Here is a 22,833-nt window from a genome sequence, read left to right on the forward strand (position 1 = left end):
GACGGGTCCCGCCCGACCCACCAGCTCATCGTGGCCCGGCTGCGCCGGGTCCTGGCCGCCCACGCCCCGGCCGACGCCGGCGAACGCCGCGCGGACGCGCTGGCCCGCCGCAGCGCGTACGGCGCGATCGAGCCGGACGGCACCGGGACGATCACCATCACCAGCAGCGCCGAACGGACCGTGGCCATCCTCGAACGGGTCGAGTCGCTCGCCCGGGCGCTGCGCGCCGCGGGCGACCCGCGCACCCTGGACCAGCTGCGCTCCGACCTGGCCACCGACGGGCTGCTCGGCCACGACTACGGCCCCTGCCCCGAACACGCCGCGGACCCAACCGGCGAGCCCGCCGAGGCGGCTTCCGCCGGTGCCGGCCTGCTGACCCCGTGCCGGCCGGTGGCGCTCGAGCCGCTCCCCGGCCGGGACGGGCAGCCCGGCCCGTGCCCGTGCGCGCCGACCGCGCCACCCGCGAACGTGTGGATCGTGGTCCCGTTCGAGGTCGCCACCGGCGCCAGCGACGCCGCCTGCGAGATCCCCGGCCACGGCTGGGTCACCGCCGACCACGCCCGCGCCATCATCACCACCCCCGGCTCGGCGTGGCGCTGGCTGGCCGTCGACGCGCTGACCGGGCAGGCGCTGCACCTGGCCACCGACCGGTACCGCCCCACCCCCGCGATGATCGAGCAGGTCCGCGCCCTCGACGGGCACTGCCGCGGCCCGGGCTGCCAGGTCCCGGCGCACCGCTGCGACCTCGACCACCACCTGCCCCACCCGGACGGGCCGACCAGCACCGGCAACCTCGGCCCGCTGCACCGCGGCCACCACAACCTCAAGACCGCCCGGTCCTGGACCTGCGTCCCGACCGACGACCACGCGATCACCCGGGCACTGCACTGGCGCACCCTGGCCGCCCGCGACTACCTCACCCACCCCAAGAACTACCGCGAAGCCCTCGACGACCCCCCACCACCCCCACCCGCGTCACCGCCCACCCCGCCACCACCACCCGACGAACCACCCTTCTGACCCCACACCCCAGCCAGCCCACCCGCCCCCGGGAACCAAGCCCAGCGGCATACGCAAAATGCGTCTCGGCAGGTTGGTTATGGTGAGAGCGACGGCAAGGATCTGAGGGGAAGGGCATGACGACTCCCGTGCGCCTCGACGCGGAGTACCGCGCAGCGGCCTGGAGGCGACTCGCCACGAAGGAGTTCGACGTCCTCGTCATCGGCGGTGGGATCACCGGAGCCGGCGTCGCCCTGGACGCCGCCACCCGCGGCCTGTCGACGGCCCTCGTGGAGCAGCGGGACTTCGCCTCCGGCACCTCGTCCCGCTCGTCCAAGCTCTTCCACGGTGGGCTGCGCTACCTGGAGCAGATGAACTTCGATCTCGTCCGTGAGGCGCTCAAGGAGCGGGACCTCATGCTCAAGACGATCGCGCCACATCTCGTGCGGCCGGTCTCTTTCCTCTACCCCCTGACGAGCCGGGGCTGGGAGCGGCCGTACGTCACCGCCGGCCTGACCCTGTATGACTCCATGGGGGGCGCCCGGTCGATGCCCCGGCACAAGCAGCTGACCCGAGCCGGCGCGCTCAAGCTCGCTCCGGGACTCAAGCGCGACGCCCTGACCGGCGGCCTGCTCTACTACGACGCCCAGACCGACGACGCCCGGCACACCCTGACGACGGTCCGGACCGCCGCCGCCTACGGAGCGACCGTGCTCAGCTCGGCCCGCGTCGTCGGCCTGCTCCGCGCGGGCGAACGAGTCATCGGAGCGACCGTCGAGGACGTCGAGACGGGCGAGCGCCACGACGTCAACGCGTCCGTCGTCATCAGCTGCACGGGCGTCTGGACCGACGACATCCAGTCGATGGCCGGGGGCCGCGGCCACTTCCACGTGCGGGCCTCCAAGGGAGTCCACATCGTCGTCGCGCGCGACCGGATCAACTCGGAGACCGGCCTGATCCTGCGCACCGAGACGTCCGTGCTCTTCGTCATCCCGTGGGGCACCCACTGGATCATTGGCACGACGGACACCGACTGGGACCTCGACCGGGCCCACCCGGCAGCGACCCGCGCCGACATCGACTACCTCCTCGAGCACATCAACACGGTCCTCAAGGTCCCGCTCACCCACGACGACATCCAGGGCGTGTTCGCCGGGCTGCGGCCGCTGCTCTCCGCCGATTCGGAGCTGACGAGCGGGCTGTCCCGGGAGCACGCCGTCGCCCGACCCCAGCCGGGCCTCGTCTCCATCGCGGGCGGGAAGTACACGACCTATCGCATCATGGCCCAAGATGCGGTCGCCGCCGCCCGCTCCGACATCGGCGGTGACGTCAGCGACAGCGTCACCGAGTTCATCCCGCTCTCCGGGGCAGAGGGTTACGTCGCGCTCGTCAACCAGGTCGACCGGCTCGCCCGCAAGCAGGACCTGCCGGTGTGGCGGATCCGCCACCTGCTCGAACGCTACGGCTCGCTCGTCCATGAACTGTTCGCGCTGGCCGAGAACGATCGCACGCTCTACGAGCCGCTTCCCGGAGCCGAGGAGTACCTCAAGGTGGAGATCCGCTACGCGGCAACTCATGAGGCGGCCCTCCACCTCGATGACTTCCTCACTCGCCGCACCCGGGTGTCCATCGAGACGCCGCACCGCGGCATGGAGAGCGCGCGGGCTGTCGCCGACCTCGTCGCCCCGGTGTTCGGCTGGGACGAGGCTCGGGTCGAGGCCGAGGTCGCCGCGTACCTGGCCCGGGTCGACGCGGAGCTCGAGTCCCAACGGGAGACCGTCGACACCGAGGCCAATGCCGAGCGGCTCAGCGCACCCGACCCGCGCCGGATCCCCGTGAGCCGCGACTAGCTCGCCGACGTGGCGGAGTGGTTGGGCGCCCGAGGTCCCGGCCGGGGCGCTCGCCTCCGGCCGGGACCTCGGTGAGGGTCAGCCGACGACCGACCGCAGCGGAACCTTCGCGTCCTCCAAGTCACGCACCAGGTCCCGAAGGAACGGGTGCTCGTCGGCGTGGAGTCCGTCCGGGTTGGGGATCACGATGTACGCCGACCCGTCAGCAACCGAGGTCTGGGCGCTGTGGGTGTAGTGGCGGACGACGGCCTCGGCCTGGCCGCGGTCGCCCTCTGCGACCTGGATCGTGATGGGCCGCCACTCCCCGCCCAGGTTGGCCGGGACCGGTGCCGCCGCCGCCGCCGCCCGGGCTGCGTCCGCGCTCGACTGCGGAGCCGCCGTGCGCTGTGCCGGGCCGGTCGCCGATGGTGAGGTCCCCGCTGGGTAGAGCAGGGCGTTCGCGACCATGTGGATGCCGCTCTCGTTGTAGGCGCGGAACAGCGGGTTGTAGGCGAACAACACCGCGTGACCGGCGCCGGTCGGTTCGTCGACGAGCGCCACCGTTCCCTTGAGGGCGTCGGCGTGAACCGTGTAGCCGTTGAACCAGAACGAGTCGTTGCTCGGGTAGGTCAGCACATTGGTGCCCGTCGTGCTCGGCATGAGGATCGAGTCGGAGTTGTTGAACTCGAAGTCCTCTGCCGGCCGCCCGAGCGCGACGGGGCTGCTGGTGTCCACGTCGACCCGGAAGTGCGAGCCGAGAACCTGGTAGCCACTGGGCTTGGCCTTCTCCGTCGTGGAGGTCAGGCCGGCGGCCCGTGCGACGCGGGTGCCTTCGTTCCGGAGCCCGATGTACGTGCCACCGTCCGCGACCCACGCCTTGAGGTTGGCCAGACCCGCAGCGTTCAGACCGCCGTTGGCGCTGCTGCCGTCGGGTACGAGGAGCACGCTCCTGTCGGTGAACGCGGCAGTGTTGTTGTTGATGTCCGCCGTCGAGACCGACGTGAGGTCGAGGCCCCAGCGCTTGCCCAGCAGGTAGCGCGCCTCGCCGTGGGAGCCCGCCGTCGTCGAGACGCCGGTGCCGGCGAACAGCCCGACGTCCGGCAGCTGCAGCGCCGTCCCGGAGGCCGGTGTCGCGGCCCCGGTCAGCGTCACGCCGTGCGACCGCGCGAGCTTGTCGATCGCGCTGACCGGTCCGTTCGCGGGCACGCTGGCCATGTTGGTCGACAGGTCGCGTCGGACCTCGATGCCCTGGCCCAGCAACGCAAAGGTCAGATCGGACGCTGCGGCCGAGTCGAGCGGGTAGGAGTACGAACCGGTCGAGGGTGCGGCAACCGTGATGCCGCCATCGATCCCCTTCACCCGGTCGACCTTGGGTGCGAGGTCGTCTCCGGTGTAGATGGTCTCCACTCCCATCAGGAGCGGGTTGCTCCACGAGGAGACGTCGTAGAAGTAGGGGAACGGGACATAGGGGTCCTCGCCGATGAGCGCCTGGATCCAGTGCTTCTGGGGCTGCTCCATCGGGATCCAGTAGGCGCCGGCCGGCACCGTGAGGTTCCGTGCGCTGCGACCGCCGAAGATGCGTGCATCCGGAACGGTGACCGGGTCCTTGAGCCGGTAGACCTCCACATCCATCCCGCGGAGCCGCTCGACCAGCGCGCGGACGTCGCCCAGCTGCCGATCGGGCATCAGGAAGTACGACCGGATCTTGATGTCCGGGACCGGGAACTGAACGGTGTTGGTGGGCTGCACGACCTCGTTGGGCTCGAGCGTGCCGGTCTTGCCCTCGGCGAGTGCGGTCTGCCAGATCCGGTAGTAGCCCTGCAGGACCTCCTGCTTGTTGTCTGCTGCCCACCCGGTGGTGGCCCATTGCGTGAGGAACTGCTGCTGGACCCGGTCCGCAACCGCCGATGCGCTGCCCTTCTCGTAGGTCATGCCGGCGGCGCCGAACCCTGCTGCCGGGACGGTGTCGCCGTAGCCCATGAAGAACAGGTCGTAGGACTGGTAGTTGAAGTAGCACTCGACGGTCACGCCTGGACGGCAGGCTCCGTTGTAGTTCTCCTCGAAGGTCTGCGCGTTGGCCGTCCCGATGCGGTTGATCCAGTCGACCGGCTGGTCCGCGATCTCGTGGTGGATGGGATCTGCATTCGGCGGGAAGAAGTACTGCCGGCCCCCCATCTCGTGGGCGTCGATGAAGACCTGCGGCGGGTACGAGCGCAACAGGTCGATCTTGCCGTCCGTCTCCTGCTGGGTCCGGGCGAACCAGTCGCGGTTGAGGTCGAAGCCGAACTCGTTCTGGCGACGGCTCGCGTCCCGGCCGTCCGGGTTCTGGGTCGGCACGATGACGGTGACCAGGTTGTCCAGTCGCTTCTGCACGTCGCAGGACGCCCCGCTGGCCAGCTCGTACAGGGTCCGAAGCGCTCCGTCCGCGCCGCTCTTCTCTCCGCCGTGGACGTTGCCGGCCACCCACACGATCGCCGGGGTCTCGGCGGCATACTGAGCCGCCTTGTCCGGCTTGAGGGACCGTGGGTCACGCATCTCGGCGATCTGCGCGGCGACCTTCTGGAGCTGCCCCGGGACCATGGTGTGCTCGTTCGCCACGATCGCGTACGGGAGGGGCTGGCCATTCACGCTCTTGGCCATGACCCCGGTGATGACGCGGTCCGAGGCCTGGTCCACTGCCTGCAGGTAGTCGTAGATCTCCTGGGTCGTGACCGGACGGGTCTGCCCCGTGCCGAGGGGGAAGCCCAAGGCCTGTTCCGGGCTGGGCACCGACCCCACCCGGGCGTTCGGGTCCGGGCTGCACGTGCTGGTTGATGGCTGGGCGGCGCTGGCGACCGCGCCCGCCCCGACAGGGAGCACCGACACGACGAGTGCGGCGGCGGCAAGGCCAGCCACTCGGCGACGTGATGTCCCCTCTCTACCGTCGTGGAACACCATTGTTCCTCCTTGATCCGGAGAGGGTTTGCAAGGCACCCCGAAAGAAGGGGGTGTGATGGACGCTATTGGGTCAAGAAACGAGCTGCAACACGAGACGTTTTCGGGATGATTCGGTGGTCCAAGACGCAAGGGGGCGCTCCTACACTGGCCCGGTGAGGACCCGTCGCATCCTCGTCGCGCTCGGCGCAGCACTCTGCCTGCTCGCCGCCGGTTGCAGCGGCACGGGGCCCACCGGCCCAGCCCCGGCCATCCCGACTCGGGCGACCTCCCACGGCACCGGCGAGACCCCGCACGGAGCCAGCCCGACGACGGCGCAAGCGGCGCACGCAGCCCTTCGGGCCGGCGAGAAGGTCCAGCGGATTGCGATGCCAGCGACGTACCTGCCGAAGGCGCCGAGCGGCGGTACCGATGACTACCGATGCTTCCTGCTCGACCCCAAGCTCACCCGGGACAGTTTCGTCACGGGCTATGACGTGGAGCCCGGCGACGCGTCCATCGTCCACCACGTCATCCTCTATCGCGTCCCGGCGAGCAAGGTCGGTCTCGCCCGGGCGCAGGACGCCCGTTCGCCGGGCGACGGGTGGACCTGCTTCGGCGGCACGGGCATCGAGCAGCAGGGGGCGAGCCTCGACGACGCGCCCTGGGTGGGCGCGTGGGCGCCGGGTGGGACCGAGACCGTCCTGTCGCCGGATCTCGGAATCCCGTTGGAGAAGGGCTCCCGGCTGGTCCTGCAGGTCCACTACAACCTGCTCAACGGCCCCAAACCCGACCGGACCGCGGTGGACCTGCGCCTGTCGACCTCCTCCAGACTGACCCCCTTGGAGACAGTGCTCTACCCGGCGCCGGTCGAGCTGCCTTGCCGTCCGGGCAAGTCCGGCCCGCTCTGCAACCGGGAGGCCGCCGTCTGGGACGTCGCCCAGCGGTTCGGCGACCGGGCCTCGTGGCTCGTCGCCGGCCTCCTCATGCTGTGCGAGGGAGCGGTCACCCCTCATCCGGGGCCGACCCAGTCATGCACCCGGACCGTCGACGGGCCAGCGGTGGTCCGGGCCTCAGCAGGACACATGCACCTGTTGGGATCGAGCATCCGCATCGAGCTGAACGCCGGGACTCCCAAGGCCAAGACCCTGCTCGACATCAAGCAGTGGGACTTCGACGACCAGGGGTCTCGGCCGCTCCCGGCCACCCCGATCAAGCGCGGTGACCGGATCACGGTGACGTGCAGGCACGACCAGACGTGGCGTGACAAGCTCCCGGCCCTGGAGGGGATCCCGGAGCGCTACGTGGTCTGGGGAGAGGGCACGACCGACGAGATGTGCCTTGGCATCCTCAGCGTGACACGGTCATGAGCCTTCAGCGGCGGCTCCTGACGAGATGTTGACCATCCATCCGATGCCGAACTTGTCTGTGCAGGAACCGAACTCGTCTCCCCACATCTGCTTCTCGAGAGGCATGGTCACGTTGCCGCCCTCGGAGAGCTTGGTCCAGTAGCCGCGCAGCTCGTCGCTGTCGTCACCGCTCAGGCTCACGGTGATGTTGTCGCCCGGACGGTGCTCCATCCCCTGTGGCGTGTCCGACGCCATGATGGTGTAGCCGCTGTCGGTCTCCAGCTGCGCGTGCATGATCTTGTCGGCGTCGGGTGAGTCGGGCTGGCCGAACTCGCCGAAGGTGCTGAGGTTGAGCGTGCCGCCGAACACGTCCTTGTAGAACTCCATCGCGTCGCGCGCGTTGTCCTTGAACGAGATGTACGGGTTGAGTCGTGAAGCCATCTGATCCTGCTCCTTCGTTGCGGTGCTGATCGGGCGCCTACCAGCGTAGGACGCTCCGCCGACGGTGAGCGGGTTCAGCGGCGCAGCACCCGCTCGGGTGCGACGATGTCGCCGTGGCCGAAGTGGACATTCCGGAAGTCACTGACTTCCTCGCCGAGCACGCACCTTTCGCCGCGGTCCCTCGCGAGGACCTGGAGCGGCTCGGGCGCCGCCTCACCATCCGCTACGCGCGCCGCGGCACCCACCTGATGAGCGTCGGCAAGGGGAACGACGAGGTCTTCGTCGTCCGGTCCGGCGCCGTGCAGATCACTGACGAGAACGGCTCGCTCGTGGCGCGTGGCGGCGAGGGCACCGGCTTCGGCACGACCGCGCTCGGCGGCGCGCCCTCCCGCTTCGACGTGGTGGCCATCGAGGACAGCCTCCTGCTCGTCATGTCGTCAGAGGTCTTCACGGCACTGGCGGCCGGGCACGCGGCGGTCGGCGACTTCTTCTCCGAGCAGCGCGAGGCGCGCCTCCGCCACGCGCTCCAGTCGCTGCCGCACCACGACCGGAGCAACGCCGTCCTCCAGACGCGGCTTCGTGACCTGCTCCGGCGCGAGCCGATCACGACGCACGGCGACGCGACGATCCGCGAGGCAGCCGAGCTGATGGCCCGGCAGCAGGTTTCCTCGCTGCTCGTCGTCGACGACGACCGTCTCACGGGGATCGTCACCGACCGCGACCTGCGGACCCGAGTGCTCGCCGCAGGGCTCGAGACGACCGAGCCGGTCAGCGCCATCATGACGAGCAACCCGGTGACCGCCGCACCGGACGACCTGGCCATGGAGCTGGTCCTCGAGATGACATCCCGCAACATCCACCACATGCCGGTGGTCGAGGACGACCTCCCACTCGGCATGGTGACCAGCACCGACCTCATGCGGCTCGAGCGAGCCAATCCCATCCACCTCGCCGGAGACGTGGCCAAGGCGAAGGATCTCGACGCCCTGGTCCTCCTCAGCCAGCGGCTGCCCCGGATCGTCGACCAGCTCGTCCACGAGGACGCGACAGCGGACGGGATCGGGCGCATCGTCACCGCGATCGGGGACGCGATCGAGCGACGGCTCCTCGTCCTCGCCGAGCAGCACCTCGGGCCCGCGCCCGTGCCTTACGCGTGGATCGTCCTCGGCTCCCAGGCGCGGCTCGAGCAGGGGCCGGGCAGCGACCAGGACAACGCGCTCGTGCTGTCTGACGATGCGACCCCGGAGCACGACGCCTGGTTCGCGTCGTTCGCGTCCTTCGTCGTCGACGGCCTGGTGGCCTGCGGCTATCCGCCCTGCCCCGGCGGGATCATGGCGACGAACCCGCAGTGGTGCCAGCCCCTGCGAGAGTGGCGCCGGATGTTCGCCCGCTGGCTCGACGAACCGACGCCGGAGGCGGTGCTCCGGTCGGCCATCTTTTTCGACCTGCGGCTCCTGCACGGCGAGAGCACCCTCGTCGACGCGTTGGACCAGCAGATCGCCGAGGCGGCTCCGCAGAGCGGCCGCTTCCTCGCCCACCTGGCCCGCAACGCCGCGCGCAACGAGCCACCCCTGGGGTTCTTCCGCGGGTTCGTCCTCGAGCGGGAGGGCGAGCACAAGGACCGGGTCGACCTCAAGCGAGGCGGCGTGCACGCCATCGTCGAGGTCGCCCGCCTCCAGGCGCTCTCCCGAGGGTTGCCGCAGGTCAACACCCTCGCCCGGATCAGCGCCGCGGCCGGGGCGGGGGCGTTGTCGTCGGCGACGGCGGCCGACCTGCACGATGCCTTCGAGTTCATCCGCTACGTCCGCCTCACCCATCAGGCGCGCCAGCTGCGACAGGGACAGGAGCCAGACAACTTCGTCGCGCCGAGCGAGCTGAGCAGCTTCGAGAAGCGGCACCTTCGGGACGCCTTCCAGATCGTCCGGTCGGCACAACAGCTGGTCGTCCAGAGCTACCCACTCGGGTTCGTGACGTGATCCGGTCCCTCCTGCGTCCGGACCGGCGGCGCTCCCGGCTGGCGGAGCAGGCCCCTCCCGGACCGGTCCGCGACTACTTCGCGGTGCCCCTCCCGGGCTCGCGTACCGTCGCGGACGACCTGCGGCTGCTCGCCGTCGACATCGAGACGACCGGTCTCGACCCGCGGCGTGACCACATCCTGTCGGTCGGCTTCGTGCCTCTCGACGGCCTCGTCATCGACCTGTCCGGTGGGACGCACCTGCTGTGCCGGGCCGAGGCCGAGGTCGGCCAGAGCGCCGTCGTCCACGGGATCACCGACGACGCTCTGACGGCGGGCGTCCCGCTGTCCGAGGTCGTCGAGCGAGTGGCCGCGGCGCTGGCGGGCCGAGTCCTCCTCGCGCACCACGCCGCCATCGAGACCGAGTTCCTCTCCGCGGCCTGCAGGGCCACCCACGGTGTGCCCTTCCCGGTCGAGGTGGTCGACACCATGGAGCTGCAGGCCCGGGTGCTCCGCAGCCACACGGGCGCCGACCTGCCACCGGGCGCACTGCGCCTCGCGACGGCACGTGCGCACCTCGGCCTGCCGCGCTATGGAGCGCACGAGGCTCTGACCGACGCCCTAGCCTGTGCCGAGCTGTACCTCGCCCAGGTTGCCCGGTTGAGCGGTGGGCGGCCCGTGACGCTGAAGGCCCTGCAGCGCTGACACGCACCGGGCGACCCCGAAAGCCGTTCACTCGATCGACAGGGGCCGCCCGAAAGCCGTTCACTCGATCGGGTACGAGGCGTCAGGGTCGGTAGCGGCGACGGGCGCCCGCCCGACCGTCCTGCCTCGACTCGGAGCCGAGCGGCTGTTGGGGCCGACCGTCGTCGGTCGGGCCGAGACCGCCCTGGCAGCCCGGGCAGTAGAACATCGTTCGTTCCCGGGTGGGCTGGCCGATGGGCGCGACCCGCACGGTCGCGCCGCAGCGACGGCACGGTCGGCCGCTGCGGCCGTGCACGTAGGTCGTCTCGCCTCGGGCCCGCGAGCCGGTCGAGGACTGGACGGCGTCTCGACGTCCGCTGTCGATGAGCCGGTGCGCTCGCTCGACGACCTGCTCGACGAGCGTCCGCTCCAAGCCGGATGCGGTGGCCCAGGGCGGCAGCCGCAGCGCGAAGAGCGTCTCGGCGGTCCACAGCGTGCCGAGCCCGGCGAGGTTGCGCTGGTCGAGCAGCGCCTCGCCGATGGGAACCCGCGCCCCCGCGACGTTGTCGACCGCCCGGACGGCGTCCCAGTCGGGACCGAGCAGGTCCGGGCCGAGGTGTCCGACGAGCTCCCCCTCGCGGGCCGTCTCGACGAGGTCGAGCATCCCGAGACGGAGGCCCAGGGCAGTCCAGTCCCGGGCGGCCACGAGGGCGCGGAGGTCGGGTGAGCGCCGCCAGCCCGGCTTCAGGCCCGTCGTCGGCTCGATCCGCCACTGGCCCTCCATCCGCAGGTGCGAGTGGAGCGTCAAGCCGCCCTCGACCCGCTGGAGCAGGTGCTTGCCGCGGCTGACCACGTCAAGGGTCCGGCGGCCGGTGAGGTCAGCCGTCTCGATCCCGGGCCAGCGCAGGTCCGACTCGACGATCTCGTGCCCGGCCAGGGCCTCGTGCAGCCGGCGTGCCGTCCGCCACACGGTGTCACCTTCCGGCACCACGCCCTCCTCCCGGATCCGGCCCTCCAACAGCATTGGCGTTCGGCGTTCCTCGCATCACACATTGTGAACCCAGCGGCATACGGCAGAAATGTCTCTTCTCACTCGAATCGTCCGATGCTGCGTCACAATGGGCAGATGCGCTGGGGCCCCGTCCTCACGCCGCAGCGGGGACTCCAGACGGGATGGGGGCTCACCAGCGCGGCGCGGCTCTTCACGCCGGTGGTCCTCGTCGTGCTCGCCTACGAGCGTGGCGGGGCCGGCCTGCTGGCCGGGACCTCGGCCGCCCTTGCCGTCGTCGGTGCCCTCATGGCCGCGGTGGTCGGCCGTCTCGGGGACCGCGGCCATCTCGGCAGCGTGATCCGGTGGATCGTCGTGGGGTCGGCCGCGGCCCTCGCGCTCGCCACGCTCGGCGCGCTGGCGCAGTGGTCCGTGCTCTTCGTGCTGGCGCTCGGCGTCCTGTCCTGTGGACTGCTCTACGTCTACCGCCCGCTCCAGGCCGCGACCCTCCCCTGGCTGGTGCACACACCGCGGGAGCTCGCCGCGGCCAACGTCGCGTCGACCGCAATCGAGAGCGTCGCCTCGCTCGCCGGACCGGCGCTGGCGGGCGCCGCGCTGCTCCTCCTCTCGCCCGACGAGGCACTGGGGATCGGCGCCGTCTGCCTTGTGCTCGCCCTGCTGCCCGTCTCCCGGATCCACCTGCCGGCCGCATACCAGCACCGCCGCGTGGAGCCAGCCAGAAAGAGGTCGTATGCCGCCGGGCTCGGTGTGCTCGCCCGCGTCGTCCGCGGGGGCGGGGCTCCGGTCCTCGTGTTCGCCCAGACCTTCGCGAGGGGTGCCCTCACCGTGTTGCTTGTCATCCTCGTCCTCGACGAGCTGGCCGTTGGCGACGACGTGGTCGGCTGGTTGTGGGCCGCCCTCGGGGTCGGCGGGCTCGTCGGGGCCGCGGTCGGGGTGCGGGTCCTGCACGTCTCGCGCCTCGGCCGGAGCTTCGTCACGGGAGTCGTGCTGTGGGGGGCCGGGCTGGGAGTCCTTTCGATCGCTCGTACACCGTGGCTCGCCGCTCTCGCAATGGCCGTCATCGGGATCGGCAACGCTCTCGAGGACGCGAGCATGTTCACCTCGGTTGCCCGGCTCGCGCCTCGAGGAATGTCCGCGCAGGCGCTCGGGGCCATCGAGATCGTGGCCTGTGGCGGAATGGCGACCGGCGCCGCCCTCGCCCCCGCGGTCGTCGGGACGGTCGACGTGCAGACCGCCCTCCTCGCTGTCGGAGTGGCCCTCGTCGTGCTCGCGATGCTGTACCTGCCGTCGTTCCGCGCGGTGGACCGCACGGCCGGGCAGTCACAGGCCGCCACCGACCTGCTCACGGACGTCGTCATCTTCGAGCCTCTTCCCGTTGTCATCGTGGAGCACCTCGCGAGCCGGCTGGAGCCGCACGAGTACGGGCCCGGCGACGTCGTCATGCGAGAAGGCGAAGACGGGGACACGGTGCACATCATCGGATCGGGGACGGCAGCGGTGACGGTTGGCGGAGCGTCGCGACCAGACCTCGGGCCCGGAGATGCCTTCGGTGAGATCGCGTTGCTGCGTCACAGCCCCCGGACCGCGACGGTGACGGCTCGGGGCGACCTGACGACCTACTGCCTCGACCGAGAGGACTTCCTCACGGCCATTCAGGGCAGCTCGGCGTCGGCTGAGGCGCTCGCGGACGTCCGCCTCGCCCGGGACGCCTCGAGCTGAGCGAGCCAGTCGACCGTCTCGTCGAGGACGAGCTCGAGGCCGGTCGTGGGACGCCGGGGCGGCCGGGCGCGGACCCGCGAGACGACGGAGGGAATGGCGTCGGGCGCAACGGAGGGGAGCACCCGCAGCGCGCAGGCGCGCAGCCATGGGTCGCCCCACTGGTCGTCCGGGTCGACCGCGATGGATCGGACGAGCTCGGCGGCATCGCCACCGGTTCCGTCGCGGCTCGTTGGGTTGTCCTTCGTCTGGTCACGCTCCGACGGATGCAGGCCCGGGGCGACCACACCGAGGACGTGCGGTGCACGCCGTCCGAGCGCGACGTCGACCAGCTCCTCTGCAAGACCTCTCGTCGTGTCGTCCTCGTCCATCAGCCCGGCTGTGACGCGCGCCGGGCTGATGCCGGGGACGACGATCCCAACGAGCACGAGAAGTCGACGTGAGACCTCAGCGAGCTCATCACGTAGGGCGTCCCTGAGTGGCGCCGCCTCGTCGACTCCCTCCAGGACCGCCAAGCCGTTCCGGACGAGCTGGGCCCGGTCGAGCTGTCGGTCGACGGCCGTTCCCACCGCATTCCTGGCGCGAGTGTCGATGGCTTGGGCCGCCGCGGTGGCACGCATGCGGTGCAGCCCGGTGGCCGCCGCCTCGGAGACCTCCGGCCGCGGGTCGTGCAGGGCCGCGAGGAGCAGCGCCCGGCCACGTTCACCGCCGCCGCGAGCGGCGGCAGTGGTGAGCGCGACGAGACCCGGCCCCACCGTTCCTGCGTCGAGCCAGCCCTCGAGCTCGTCCACGAGCTGGTCACCGTGCGCGCAGAGGGCCTCCCGCAGCCCGGGGGTCTCCTGTCCCCGCCGCACGAGGCCGATGAGGTCAGGCACGAGCGCTGCGCTCGGAACGGCGGCCGCCGCCATGAGCGCATGGGCGGACGTGGCCTCATCAGCGAGAACCTGTCGCCAGACGAGGTGGCCATCCTCACGGCGGCCGGGCTGCCCGCGCGAGACGGCGGCCGCTGCGCGAGCGCGCACCGCGACGTCGGGGTCGCCCAAGAGGCTGCCGACCCGCTCCCGGACCTCGGGCCGGCGCATCTCACCGCCCCCCGCCAGCGCCTCGACGGCGGTGCACCGGACGGAGGGGTCGCTGTCCGACAGCGCGCCCACCGCCGCGTCGGCGAGACGCGGAGAACGGGCGTCCCGAAGCACGTCGATCCCGGTGCGACGATCGATCGGGTCATCGCTGGTGAGGAGGCGCCCGATCGCGTCTGCCGCGCCGCTGTCGATGCGCAGCGCGACGGGATCCCAGGAGCGGTCGGCCAGCACACCGCCGAGGTGTCCGGCGTAGCCGCGATACGCCTTGACGGCGAGCAGGATCCAGACGAGGGTGAGCGCGCCCGTGGTCCACACGACAGCCTGCACGTCGAGGCCGAGAGCCCGGACGAGGAGCAGGTAGGCACCGACGAGTCCGACCGCGATGGGGATTCCGGCCCCCTCGACGAAGGTCTGCGCCCGGAGCCGGTCACCGCGACGGATCCCCTGGTAGGTCGCGGCGATCGACGTCCGGGTCGTGCCGTCCGTCAGCGAGATGTCGACGATCTGGGCGGCACACACGGCAACGAGGTAGGTGAACGTCGCGATGCCCGGACCCAGACCCACGCTGAGCACGACGATGGTCATCACGAGCACGCCGACGGGGTTCAGGAGCAGGCCGAACCGGATGCCGAAGCGACTGAGCAGCCGCCCCGCGAGCAGGAGGGTGAAGAGGACCGCAACGATGTTGAGGATCGCGCCGAAGGCGCCCATGAACTGGGCGAGGCTGTCCGGGTCGGCGTAGTAGGCGGCCGCACGGTCCCAGACGACGTAGTCGAACAGCTGCGTCACTCCGGCCGAGACGATCTGATAGCCGAGGACGAGCAGGACGAACGGCTCCCGGAGCAACCGCAGGTCGGCCAGTCGGGACCTGGTCCTCCGTGCGTCCTGCGGTGCTGGCATTTGCGAGGGCGCGGTGAGCAGCTGACCCGGAAACTGCCGGCTCGTCGACCAGACGAGACCGATGAAGCCGAGCGCCATGACGAGGTCGATGAGCAGCAGGTTCGTCGGCCCGCCCAGCGGCGCCACCAAGGCCGCGGCCACGAGGCCGCCCACCGCGAAGCCGATCGAGAAGCCGGCCACGACCCGAGGGAAGTCCCGTTTGAGCGTCTGGACGTCGTAGAGGCGAACGGCTTGCGAGCCGACGAGCAGGAAACCGGTGGGGATCGAGAGCGGGAACAGGACGATGAGGACGAAGGTCACCCACGCCATGTCCCAGCGGCTGAGCAACACCCAGGCGGTGGCGACCAGCACCACGTAGAGAGTGAGCACCGCGAGCGCGAGCCGGCCCAGCGGCATACGGCGTTGGGCGACGGTGACCGCTGACGACACGGCCACGCCGGCGATGGCCACGCCGATGTAGGCGAAGGGCAGCGCTCCCGCCCCGAAGGTGTGGAGGAAGACGGCACTCGCGGGCACGACGAGGAACGCGACGGTCAGGCCCAGGGTGATCGCCTGACCGCCCAGGAGGGCGAGCAACCGCATTCTCACGGTTGCGGCTCGCGCTTCTCACGGAGCCGGTCGACGAGGGCGAGGATGACCCCGTGCGCGATCTCCGGGCGGCTCTCGAGGGCCTCGTCGAAGTCGGCCTTGGAGAGCCGGAGGGCGGCGACGTCCGTGACGGCGACGACGGTGGCGGATCGAGGCTGCGGGTCGAGAACGGCGAGGTCACCGACGACCACCGGCGCCTCGGCCCGGATCCGGCCGTCGCCACGAATGATCTCGATGACCCCCGACGTCACGACATGCAGCCAGTCCTCGGTGGCTCCCCGGCGGATGATCTCGTCACCGGCGGCGAAGTCCTCCTCGATGAGCGCTCCGGCGAGCCCGGCGAGGACCCGCCCGGGCGTCGCCGCGAAGATCCCGACGTGGCGCAGCATGGCCACGCGGTCGACGGTCAGGAGGCGCGCCATGGGCTCTCACCCCCAGCGGTCCTCGTGGGGATGCGAACCTCATGGACGCCGTCGGCCGTGTGAACCTCCGCATCCCCGGCAGCCATGAGGACATGGAGCATCGCGCCGTTGCCGGCGAGAACGTCCGCGGTGAAGGCCAGCACCCCGTGCCGAGCCGCGTAGTCGGACATGATGCGGTGCAGGGCATGCCCGAGGCCGAGCCCGTGCCAGGCGGAGTCGACCATGTAGGCGACGTCGGCCGAGCCGGTGTCCGCGTCGACGTAGTACTGGGCGGATGCGACGACCTGCTCGTTCTCGCGTCCTCCGGTCACCGCGACGAACGCCATCTCGGACTCGTAGCCGACGCTGGTCAGGTGCTCGGCGGCGTTACGGGTCAGCGAGGAGAGGTTCCGGAAGAAGCGGGTCTTGACGTCCTCTGGCCGCATCCGGAAGAAGAGCTCCTGGAGCAGCGCCGCGTCGCCGGTTCGGGTCGGGCGCACGAGGACCGCGATGCCGTTCTTGAGCGTGACCGTCCGCTCCTCCGCCACCGGGTAGGGCAGGCGTGAGCGCAGCTGCTGGCCGGGCGGGACGAGGCCGCACGACGCGGCTGCGTCCAGCAGCGCATCGCGGTCGTCCGGGTGGGCCAGCTCGATGAGGGCCACGGCCCGTTCGCGAAGAGACCGGCCATGGAGGTAGGCAATCCCGAACTCCGTTGCGATCCAGCGCAGCTCGTGCCTCGGGATGGCCACTGCCTCCTTCGGGCCGAGGCGTGCGACGAACGAGGGGGATCCATCGGGCTGCCGCGAGGCGAGCGCGACGATGGCCTTGCCCCCGGGTGACACCGCAGCCGCTCGGTGGAAGTCGGCTTGCGCGCCCAGTCCGCCGTAGATCTCGTCGCCGAGTGCATCGACACACACCTGGCCGGTCAGGTCGACCCGGAGGGCCTGCGTCACGGAGACGAGCCGGTACTGGGCCGCGAGCCCGGCCTGGACGTCGTCGATCGGGCGGAACTGGAAGTGCGGGTTGCCGTCGATGGCGTCATAGAGGCGCTGGCTCCCCATGGCAGCGCTCGTCACCACGACGCCCACATCGACGGTCTTGGCCCTGCCCGTGACGATGCCGGCCTCGACGAGGTCGAGGACAGCGTCGGTGATGACGTCGGAGTGGATGCCCAGATCATGGCGCTGCTGCAGGTGCGCCAGGACGGCGGCCGGGATGCGACCCAGCCCGACCTGGAGGGTCGCGCCGTCAGCGATCACGCGTGCGACGTAGCCGGCGATCCGCTCGCCGACGTCGCCGACCCCGGGGTGCGAGTAGGTGATGACCGGCCCTGGGACGTCGACGAAGTAGTCGATCCGGTCGACGGGGACGGTGCTCGCGCCCTCGGTCCACGGCATGGCCGGGTTGATCTCGGCGATGACGAGACCCGCCGACTCGATGGCCGCGGGCGCGGCGTCGACCGACACCCCGAGGCTGACCCTCCCGCAGCGGGGCGGGGTGACCTGGACGACCGCGACATCCAGCCGTTGTCGACCGGTGCGGAGGTCGGCCGGAAGGTCGGTGAGGCTCATCGGCACGTAGTCGACCGCTGCGCCGAGGGGCTTGACCTCACGCACGAGGTCGGCGAGCTCCGCGCCGACGAAGATCGTCCGGTGGTCGAAGTTCGTGCCGCTGTTGAGCGCGCGCACCCCGTCAGTGAGGTGATGCACGAGCCGCAGGCCGAGGTGCGCGTACGGCTGGTCCTCAAGGGCCCGCACCACTGTGCGTGGCGTTGCACAGGCGCTGCCGACATAGACGGTCGAGCCCGCCGGCACGGCGGCGGCCGCCGTTCCTGCACTCACCAGTCTGGAACGCCACTCCTCGTCGGTTTCCGTCGCCGTCGCGTCCGCCCGGCCGGCCGGCCTCGTCGTCACTGGGCCACACCTCCCTGGCGCTTGGCGCGGCGACGCGCAGGACGGGAGGATGCAGCGCCCGGCAAGCCACCGCTGGTGGTCCTTCGTTCGAGAATGGCACGCTGCTCATCCAGACGCGAGGGATTGCCGAAACACCACCGTGCCTCGAAACGGTCAGCGTCGCAGACGCAGTCCCCGCGGCGTCATGTGGAATCCGGCCTGGGACAGCGCCTGGACGAGTGGGTGGTCCGAGCCGAGGACCGGCGAGCCGTCGGCCTTCTCGACGGTGAGCCGGCCCAGGGCGCCCTCACGCACCGCGAGCGCCAAGGCATCCGCGGCAGCCTGCAGCACCTCGAGGTCCTCGGACCAGCAGAGCATGGTCTTGCCCCCACGCTCCACGTAGAGCACGAGCTCTCCGTCGACGAGCACGACGAGCGCCCCTGCCTTGCGGCCGGGCTGGTGGCCCTTGCGGACAGTGGGCCCCTCACCGCGCTCCCCCGGCGCGCCCGGGGTTGAACTGGGCCGGCCGGGCCAGGCGAGGGCAGCGCCGTAGGGGTTCGACGGGTCGCTCGCCGCGAGCACGAGCGCGCCTGGAGCCTCGGCACGCCGCGTCGAGCTCGGTCCGTCGGCTCCCGTGACACCGGGAAGCCTCGAGAACGACCGGAGCCGGTCGACCGCACCCGTGGAGGCGAACTGCGAGGCACCAAGCGACTCGACGAAGTAGCCTCGGCGGACCTTGCCGGCCTCCTCGGCGGCGGCGAGCACGCGGTAGACCGCCGCGAAGCCGCCCGGCACGTCCTCCGCGACCACGGAGCCCCGGGTGAGCACGCCGTAGCGGTCGAGCAGGAGCTCCGCGCTCGTCACGGCGCGGACGGTCGGGTCGGTCTCGGCCACCGGCAGCAGGGTCCACCGTCCGACGCCTGCCGCTGGAGCGGACTCGAGCGAGCGAGCCCGCAGCGCCCTTGCGGTCGCGGACTCCTCAGCAGCCGCAAGGCGCTCGGGGCTCACGCCCGCGAGCGAGCCCCCCGCCGAGCGCGCCATCGACCCCTGCAGGGATCCGAAGCGCCCGAGCGAGGTCCGGCGGCCGCCGTAGCGTGCCGACCGTGGAGCCGTCGAGCTGCGCTTGTGGGCGGTGCGCCCGCCCGACAGCAGGCCGCGGAGCGGCGCAATGGTGTCATTGGTGAGGCGGCCGGCCCAGAGGAGCGACCACAACGCGTCGAGGAGGTCGGAGTCAGCGAGGTCGGTCCCCCTCGCGGTGCCCAGCGACCGGACCCGGTCGGCGAGCGGGCGGAAGAACCAGGCACCTCCGCCCGCGAGCGCCTCGAGGACCGCGTCCTCGGCGTCGCTCGGATCGCCCCGCTCCGGCGGGACCAGCGTCAGATGGGCCGTGTCGGCGAGGTGGAGGCTGACCCAGCCGTCGTCCCCGGGCAGGGAGCCGTGGCCGCGCCAGATGACCTCGCCCGAGCTCATCACCTCGTCGAGGAGCGCCGGGCGGTAGTCGGCAACGCGAGCCGGCAGGACGAGCGTCTCGAGCGCGCTCGCGGGGACGACTGCCCCGGTCAGCTGCTCGACCGCGCGCAGCAGGCCCTCGCGTCCACGCTGACCACCGCCGACGCCCTGCCAGTGCGGGAGGAACCTGGCCAGGTCGACCTGGGAGACCGGCTCCACCTCGTGCCGGAGCGCCGCCAGCGATCGCCGCCGCAGGATCCGTAGGACCTCGGCATCGCAGAACTCGGCACCGTGCCCCCCACCGTTCTCGGTGGGCAGCAGCTCGCCCTCGACGACTCGTCCGGCCGAGACGAGGCGCCGCAGGGAGTCGTGCACGACGGCGGGGCCGATGCCCCACCACGCGGCGACGGTGTGCACGGTGAAGGGTCCGTGGGTCCGCGCGAAGCGGGCGACGAGGTCGCCGAGTGGATCGGCCACCGGCTCGAGAAAGGCGTCCGGGACCCCGACCGGAAGGGCGGTGCCGAGGGCATCGCGCAGGCGGCCCGCGTCCTCGACCGCCGCCCAGCGATCCTCGCCGGCCACCCGGACGCCGATGATCCTGCGGGCCTGCTCGAGCGATCGGAGCGCCGCCTCCACGTCGGCCGCCCCGAAGCCCTCGGCCGACCGCGCGAGGACATCGCTGGTCGAGAGCGGCCCGAGGACGCGAACGAGGTCGGCCAGGTCCTCGGCATCCCGAGCGGCTCGCTCGGGGGTGAGCCGCTGGAGCTCGGCCTCGGTCCGCGCGACCGCCGCCGGATCGAGCAGGTCTCGCAAGGCGAGCGCATCTCCTCGGCCGAGCAGCTCGGACAGGAGCGACGGGTCGAGCGCCAGCGCTGCAGCACGCCGCTCGGCCAGCGGCGAGTCGCCCTCGTAGAGGTACTGGGCGACGTAGCCGAAGACGAGGGACTTGGCGAACGGGCTCGGCTGGGCCGACTCCACGTCGACGACCGTGACTGCACGAGAACGGATCTCGGTCATCAGCCCAACGAGGCCGGGCACGTCGAAGACGTCCTGGACGCACTCACGGACAGCCTCGAGGACGATGGGGAAGGTCGGGTACTGACTCGCCACCTGGAGCAGCTGTGCCGCCCGCTGGCGCTGCTGCCACAGCGGCTGACGCCGGTCCGGGCGCCGGCGCGGCAGGAGCAGTGCCCGCGCGGCACACTCGCGGAACCGCGCGGCGAACAGCGCCGACCCACCGATCTCCTGCGTCACGAACTCGACGACGTCCTCAGGCTCGAGGGTGACGAGCTCCACGAGCTGGCGGCCGATCTGCCCACTCGACGCGGCCGCGCCACCCTCGTCGAACTCGAGATCGGGCAGCCGGAACACGATGCCGTCATCACCGTGCATGGCCTGCACGTCGATCCCGAAGCGTTCCCTCATCCGGGCGGCGACGCAGAGCGCCCACGGCGCGTGGACCTGCCCGCCGAACGGCGAGAGCACGGCGACCCGCCAGTCGCCGATCTCGTCCCGGAACCGCTCGACGACGATGGTCCGGTCGTCGGGCACGTGCCGGGTGGCCTCGCGCTGCTCGGTGAGGTAGGCCAGCAGGTTGTCGGCCGCCCACTCGTCCAGCCCCGCCTCGACGACCCTGGCCCGCGCCTTGGCGCTGGGCAGCCCGACGACCTCGCGAACGAAGGCGCCGACGGCACGACCCAGCTCGGCGGGCCGGCCCTGCTGGTCGCCCTTCCAGAACGGCAGGCGACCGGCCTGCCCGGGCGCAGGCGTCACGAGCACCCGATCGTGCGTGATGTCCTCGATCCGCCACGACGACGTGCCGAGGGTGAACACGTCACCGACGCGCGACTCGTAGACCATCTCCTCGTCGAGCTCGCCGACCCGGCGCCCCGGCCCCTCGCCCGACGCGAGGAAGACGGCGTAGAGACCGCGGTCCGGGATCGTCCCGCCGCTCGTCACGGCAAGACGCTGCGCACCACGACGTCCGGTGAGCGTGTCGGTGATCCGGTCCCACACGATGCGCGGGCGCAGCTCGGCGAACTCGTCGCTCGGGTACTTGCCGGCGAGCATGTCGAGCGTCGCCTCGAGCACCGTCCGAGGCAGTCCGGCGAAGCTCGCCGACCGCCGCGCCAGCGCCTCGACCTCGTCGACCGTCCAGTCGTCCATCGCGCACATGGCGACGATCTGCTGCGCCAGCACGTCGACCGGGTTGGCGGGGACGCGCAGGCTCTCGATCGCCCCGGCCTGCATCCGCTCGACGACGACGGCGGTCTGGACCAGGTCACCCCGGAACTTCGGGAAGAGCACCCCGCGGCTGACGGCGCCCACCTGATGGCCCGCTCGGCCCACCCGCTGCAGGCCGCTCGCGACGCTCGGTGGGCTCTCGACCTGGACCACGAGGTCGACGGCACCCATGTCGATGCCGAGCTCGAGGCTGCTCGTAGCGACGACGGCGGGCAGCCGCCCGGCCTTGAGGTCCTCCTCGATGGCCGCGCGGTGCTCCTTGCTCACGGAGCCGTGGTGGGCCCGGGCGAGGACGGCCGGGGCGCCGTGGCTGGCTCCCGACTGCGCCATGATCTGGGCAGGCGGCCCATGATCGACCGCCCCGGCCTCGGACACGCGCTCCTCCCAGATCTCGTTGAGGCGGGCGGTCAGGCGCTCTGCGAGCCGACGGGAGTTGGCGAAGACCAAGGTCGAACGGTGCTCCGTGATGAGGTCGGCGATCCGCTCCTCGACGTGCGGCCAGATGGACGCCTGGGGAGCGTTGCCCGCAGCCGGGCCCGACAGGTCGGGCACTCCTGGGGAGATCTCGGCCGGGGCGCCCGACAGCTCAGCCATGTCGGGGACGGGGACGACGACGTCGAGGTCCCATTCCTTCGTCGACGGTGGTTGCACGATCTCAGCAGGACGGCCTCCCGCGAGGTAGCGCGCCACCTCCTCGACGGGTCGGACCGTTGCGGAGAGGCCAACCCGCTGCGCCGGCCTGTCGAGCAAGGCATCCAGGCGCTCGAGGGACAGGGCGAGGTGCGCGCCGCGCTTCGTGCCGGCGACGGCGTGGACCTCGTCGATGATCACCGTCTCGATGCCGTGCAGTGCCTCGCGCACCGACGACGTGAGCATGAGGAACAGCGACTCAGGCGTCGTGATGAGGATGTCGGTCGGCGTCCGCGCGAAGGCGCGGCGCTCGGTTGCCGGCGTGTCACCGGAGCGGACCGACACCCCGATGTCGGGGACCGGCAGCCCGAGCCGCCGGGCCGCGTGCCCGATCCCGACGAGAGGCGCGCGCAGGTTCCGCTCGACGTCGACGGCGAGCGCCTTCATCGGCGAGACGTAGAGGACGCGGCACCGCGCCAGTCGCTCCTCCGGCACGGGCTCGGTCGCCATCCGGTCGATGGCCCAGAGGAAGGCGGACAGCGTCTTGCCCGAACCGGTGGGTGCGACGACGACGCAGTGGTGGCCGGAGGAGATCGCCTCCCACGCCCCGGCCTGCGCGGCCGTGGGCGCGCTGAAGCTGCTCCGGAACCACGCCGCCGTCGCCGGAGAGAAGCGGTCGAGCACATCCATGCCCGCCTGATCTGCCTTGCCCATCAGCCCCAGCCTGCCACCTGCCGCTGACAGTGGGCGCAG

13 protein-coding genes are annotated in these 22,833 nt (G+C 71.5%); 6 read left to right on the forward strand and 7 right to left on the reverse strand.

Annotation, left to right across the window (positions count from 1 at the left end; all coding sequences use genetic code 11):
- Together ABF401_RS00175 and ABF401_RS00180 are read left to right on the forward strand one after the other, a co-directional pair.
- Positions 1-1,020: HNH endonuclease signature motif containing protein (locus ABF401_RS00175; RefSeq protein ID WP_353507495.1), on the forward strand; the 1,020-nt coding region annotated here is incomplete at its 5' end.
- 116 nt (positions 1,021-1,136) lie between these two features.
- The gene (locus ABF401_RS00180; RefSeq protein WP_353507496.1) at positions 1,137-2,849 is read left to right on the forward strand and encodes a glycerol-3-phosphate dehydrogenase/oxidase; all 1,713 of its coding nucleotides are present in this window, start codon (positions 1,137-1,139) and stop codon (positions 2,847-2,849) included.
- 78 nt (positions 2,850-2,927) lie between these two features.
- On the opposite strand, the gene ABF401_RS00185 is transcribed toward ABF401_RS00180, so the two are convergent.
- The gene (locus ABF401_RS00185) at positions 2,928-5,765 is read right to left on the reverse strand and encodes a M14 family zinc carboxypeptidase (protein ID WP_353507497.1); all 2,838 of its coding nucleotides are present in this window, start codon (positions 5,763-5,765) and stop codon (positions 2,928-2,930) included.
- Positions 5,766-5,917: 152 nt separating this feature from the next.
- On the opposite strand from ABF401_RS00185, the gene ABF401_RS00190 reads away from it, so the two are divergent.
- Positions 5,918-7,111 (forward strand): hypothetical protein, encoded by a 1,194-nt coding sequence (locus ABF401_RS00190; protein ID WP_353507498.1) that lies wholly within the window; start codon positions 5,918-5,920, stop codon positions 7,109-7,111.
- Here ABF401_RS00190 and ABF401_RS00195 read toward each other — a convergent pair.
- Positions 7,106-7,531: a VOC family protein gene (locus tag ABF401_RS00195; RefSeq protein WP_353507499.1), complete on the reverse strand. Its 426-nt coding sequence runs from the start codon at positions 7,529-7,531 to the stop codon at positions 7,106-7,108. The genes ABF401_RS00190 and ABF401_RS00195 overlap by 6 nt on opposite strands.
- Positions 7,532-7,644: 113 nt before the next feature.
- On the opposite strand from ABF401_RS00195, the gene ABF401_RS00200 reads away from it, so the two are divergent.
- The gene (locus ABF401_RS00200) at positions 7,645-9,507 is read left to right on the forward strand and encodes a DUF294 nucleotidyltransferase-like domain-containing protein (protein WP_353507500.1); all 1,863 of its coding nucleotides are present in this window, start codon (positions 7,645-7,647) and stop codon (positions 9,505-9,507) included.
- The gene (locus ABF401_RS00205; RefSeq protein ID WP_353507501.1) at positions 9,504-10,190 is read left to right on the forward strand and encodes an exonuclease domain-containing protein; all 687 of its coding nucleotides are present in this window, start codon (positions 9,504-9,506) and stop codon (positions 10,188-10,190) included. The genes ABF401_RS00200 and ABF401_RS00205 overlap by 4 nt, the downstream gene beginning before the upstream one ends.
- A gap of 82 nt (positions 10,191-10,272) precedes the next feature.
- On the opposite strand, the gene ABF401_RS00210 is transcribed toward ABF401_RS00205, so the two are convergent.
- Positions 10,273-11,157 (reverse strand): DNA-formamidopyrimidine glycosylase family protein, encoded by an 885-nt coding sequence (locus ABF401_RS00210; protein WP_353507502.1) that lies wholly within the window; start codon positions 11,155-11,157, stop codon positions 10,273-10,275.
- A 138-nt stretch (positions 11,158-11,295) separates the two neighbouring features.
- On the opposite strand from ABF401_RS00210, the gene ABF401_RS00215 reads away from it, so the two are divergent.
- Positions 11,296-12,897 carry a cyclic nucleotide-binding domain-containing protein gene (locus ABF401_RS00215; protein WP_353507503.1) on the forward strand — a complete coding sequence of 534 codons (1,602 nt, stop codon included), beginning with the start codon at positions 11,296-11,298 and terminating at the stop codon, positions 12,895-12,897.
- Here the strand turns inward: ABF401_RS00215 and ABF401_RS00220 are convergent.
- From ABF401_RS00220 to ABF401_RS00235, 4 genes are all read right to left on the reverse strand, one after another.
- Positions 12,831-15,458: an Npt1/Npt2 family nucleotide transporter gene (locus ABF401_RS00220; protein ID WP_353507504.1), complete on the reverse strand. Its 2,628-nt coding sequence runs from the start codon at positions 15,456-15,458 to the stop codon at positions 12,831-12,833. The two genes, ABF401_RS00215 and ABF401_RS00220, sit on opposite strands and share 67 nt — an antisense overlap.
- Before the next feature lie 2 nt (positions 15,459-15,460).
- The gene (locus tag ABF401_RS00225; RefSeq protein WP_353507505.1) at positions 15,461-15,886 is read right to left on the reverse strand and encodes a cyclic nucleotide-binding domain-containing protein; all 426 of its coding nucleotides are present in this window, start codon (positions 15,884-15,886) and stop codon (positions 15,461-15,463) included.
- Positions 15,871-17,778: a GNAT family N-acetyltransferase gene (locus ABF401_RS00230; RefSeq protein WP_353507506.1), complete on the reverse strand. Its 1,908-nt coding sequence runs from the start codon at positions 17,776-17,778 to the stop codon at positions 15,871-15,873. Before ABF401_RS00230 ends, ABF401_RS00225 begins: the two co-directional genes overlap by 16 nt.
- A 153-nt stretch (positions 17,779-17,931) precedes the next feature.
- Positions 17,932-22,794 (reverse strand): ATP-dependent helicase, encoded by a 4,863-nt coding sequence (locus ABF401_RS00235; RefSeq protein WP_353507507.1) that lies wholly within the window; start codon positions 22,792-22,794, stop codon positions 17,932-17,934.
- Positions 22,795-22,833 lie beyond the last annotated feature (39 nt).

Origin of the sequence: Intrasporangium sp., from assembly GCF_040414665.1 — a bacterium.
Taxonomy (GTDB): domain Bacteria; phylum Actinomycetota; class Actinomycetes; order Actinomycetales; family Dermatophilaceae; genus Intrasporangium.

What these genes read in the sequence shown, in the direction of transcription:
- ABF401_RS00180 (WP_353507496.1), top strand. Translation starts at nt 1,137, where the DNA reads ATGACGACTCCCGTGCGCCTCGACGCGGAGTACCGCGCAGCGGCCTGG.
- ABF401_RS00220 (WP_353507504.1), bottom strand. Translation starts at nt 15,458, where the DNA reads ATGCGGTTGCTCGCCCTCCTGGGCGGTCAGGCGATCACCCTGGGCCTG.
- ABF401_RS00215 (WP_353507503.1), top strand. Translation starts at nt 11,296, where the DNA reads ATGCGCTGGGGCCCCGTCCTCACGCCGCAGCGGGGACTCCAGACGGGA.
- ABF401_RS00185 (WP_353507497.1), bottom strand. Translation starts at nt 5,765, where the DNA reads ATGGTGTTCCACGACGGTAGAGAGGGGACATCACGTCGCCGAGTGGCT.
- ABF401_RS00225 (WP_353507505.1), bottom strand. Translation starts at nt 15,886, where the DNA reads ATGGCGCGCCTCCTGACCGTCGACCGCGTGGCCATGCTGCGCCACGTC.
- ABF401_RS00195 (WP_353507499.1), bottom strand. Translation starts at nt 7,531, where the DNA reads ATGGCTTCACGACTCAACCCGTACATCTCGTTCAAGGACAACGCGCGC.
- ABF401_RS00235 (WP_353507507.1), bottom strand. Translation starts at nt 22,794, where the DNA reads ATGGGCAAGGCAGATCAGGCGGGCATGGATGTGCTCGACCGCTTCTCT.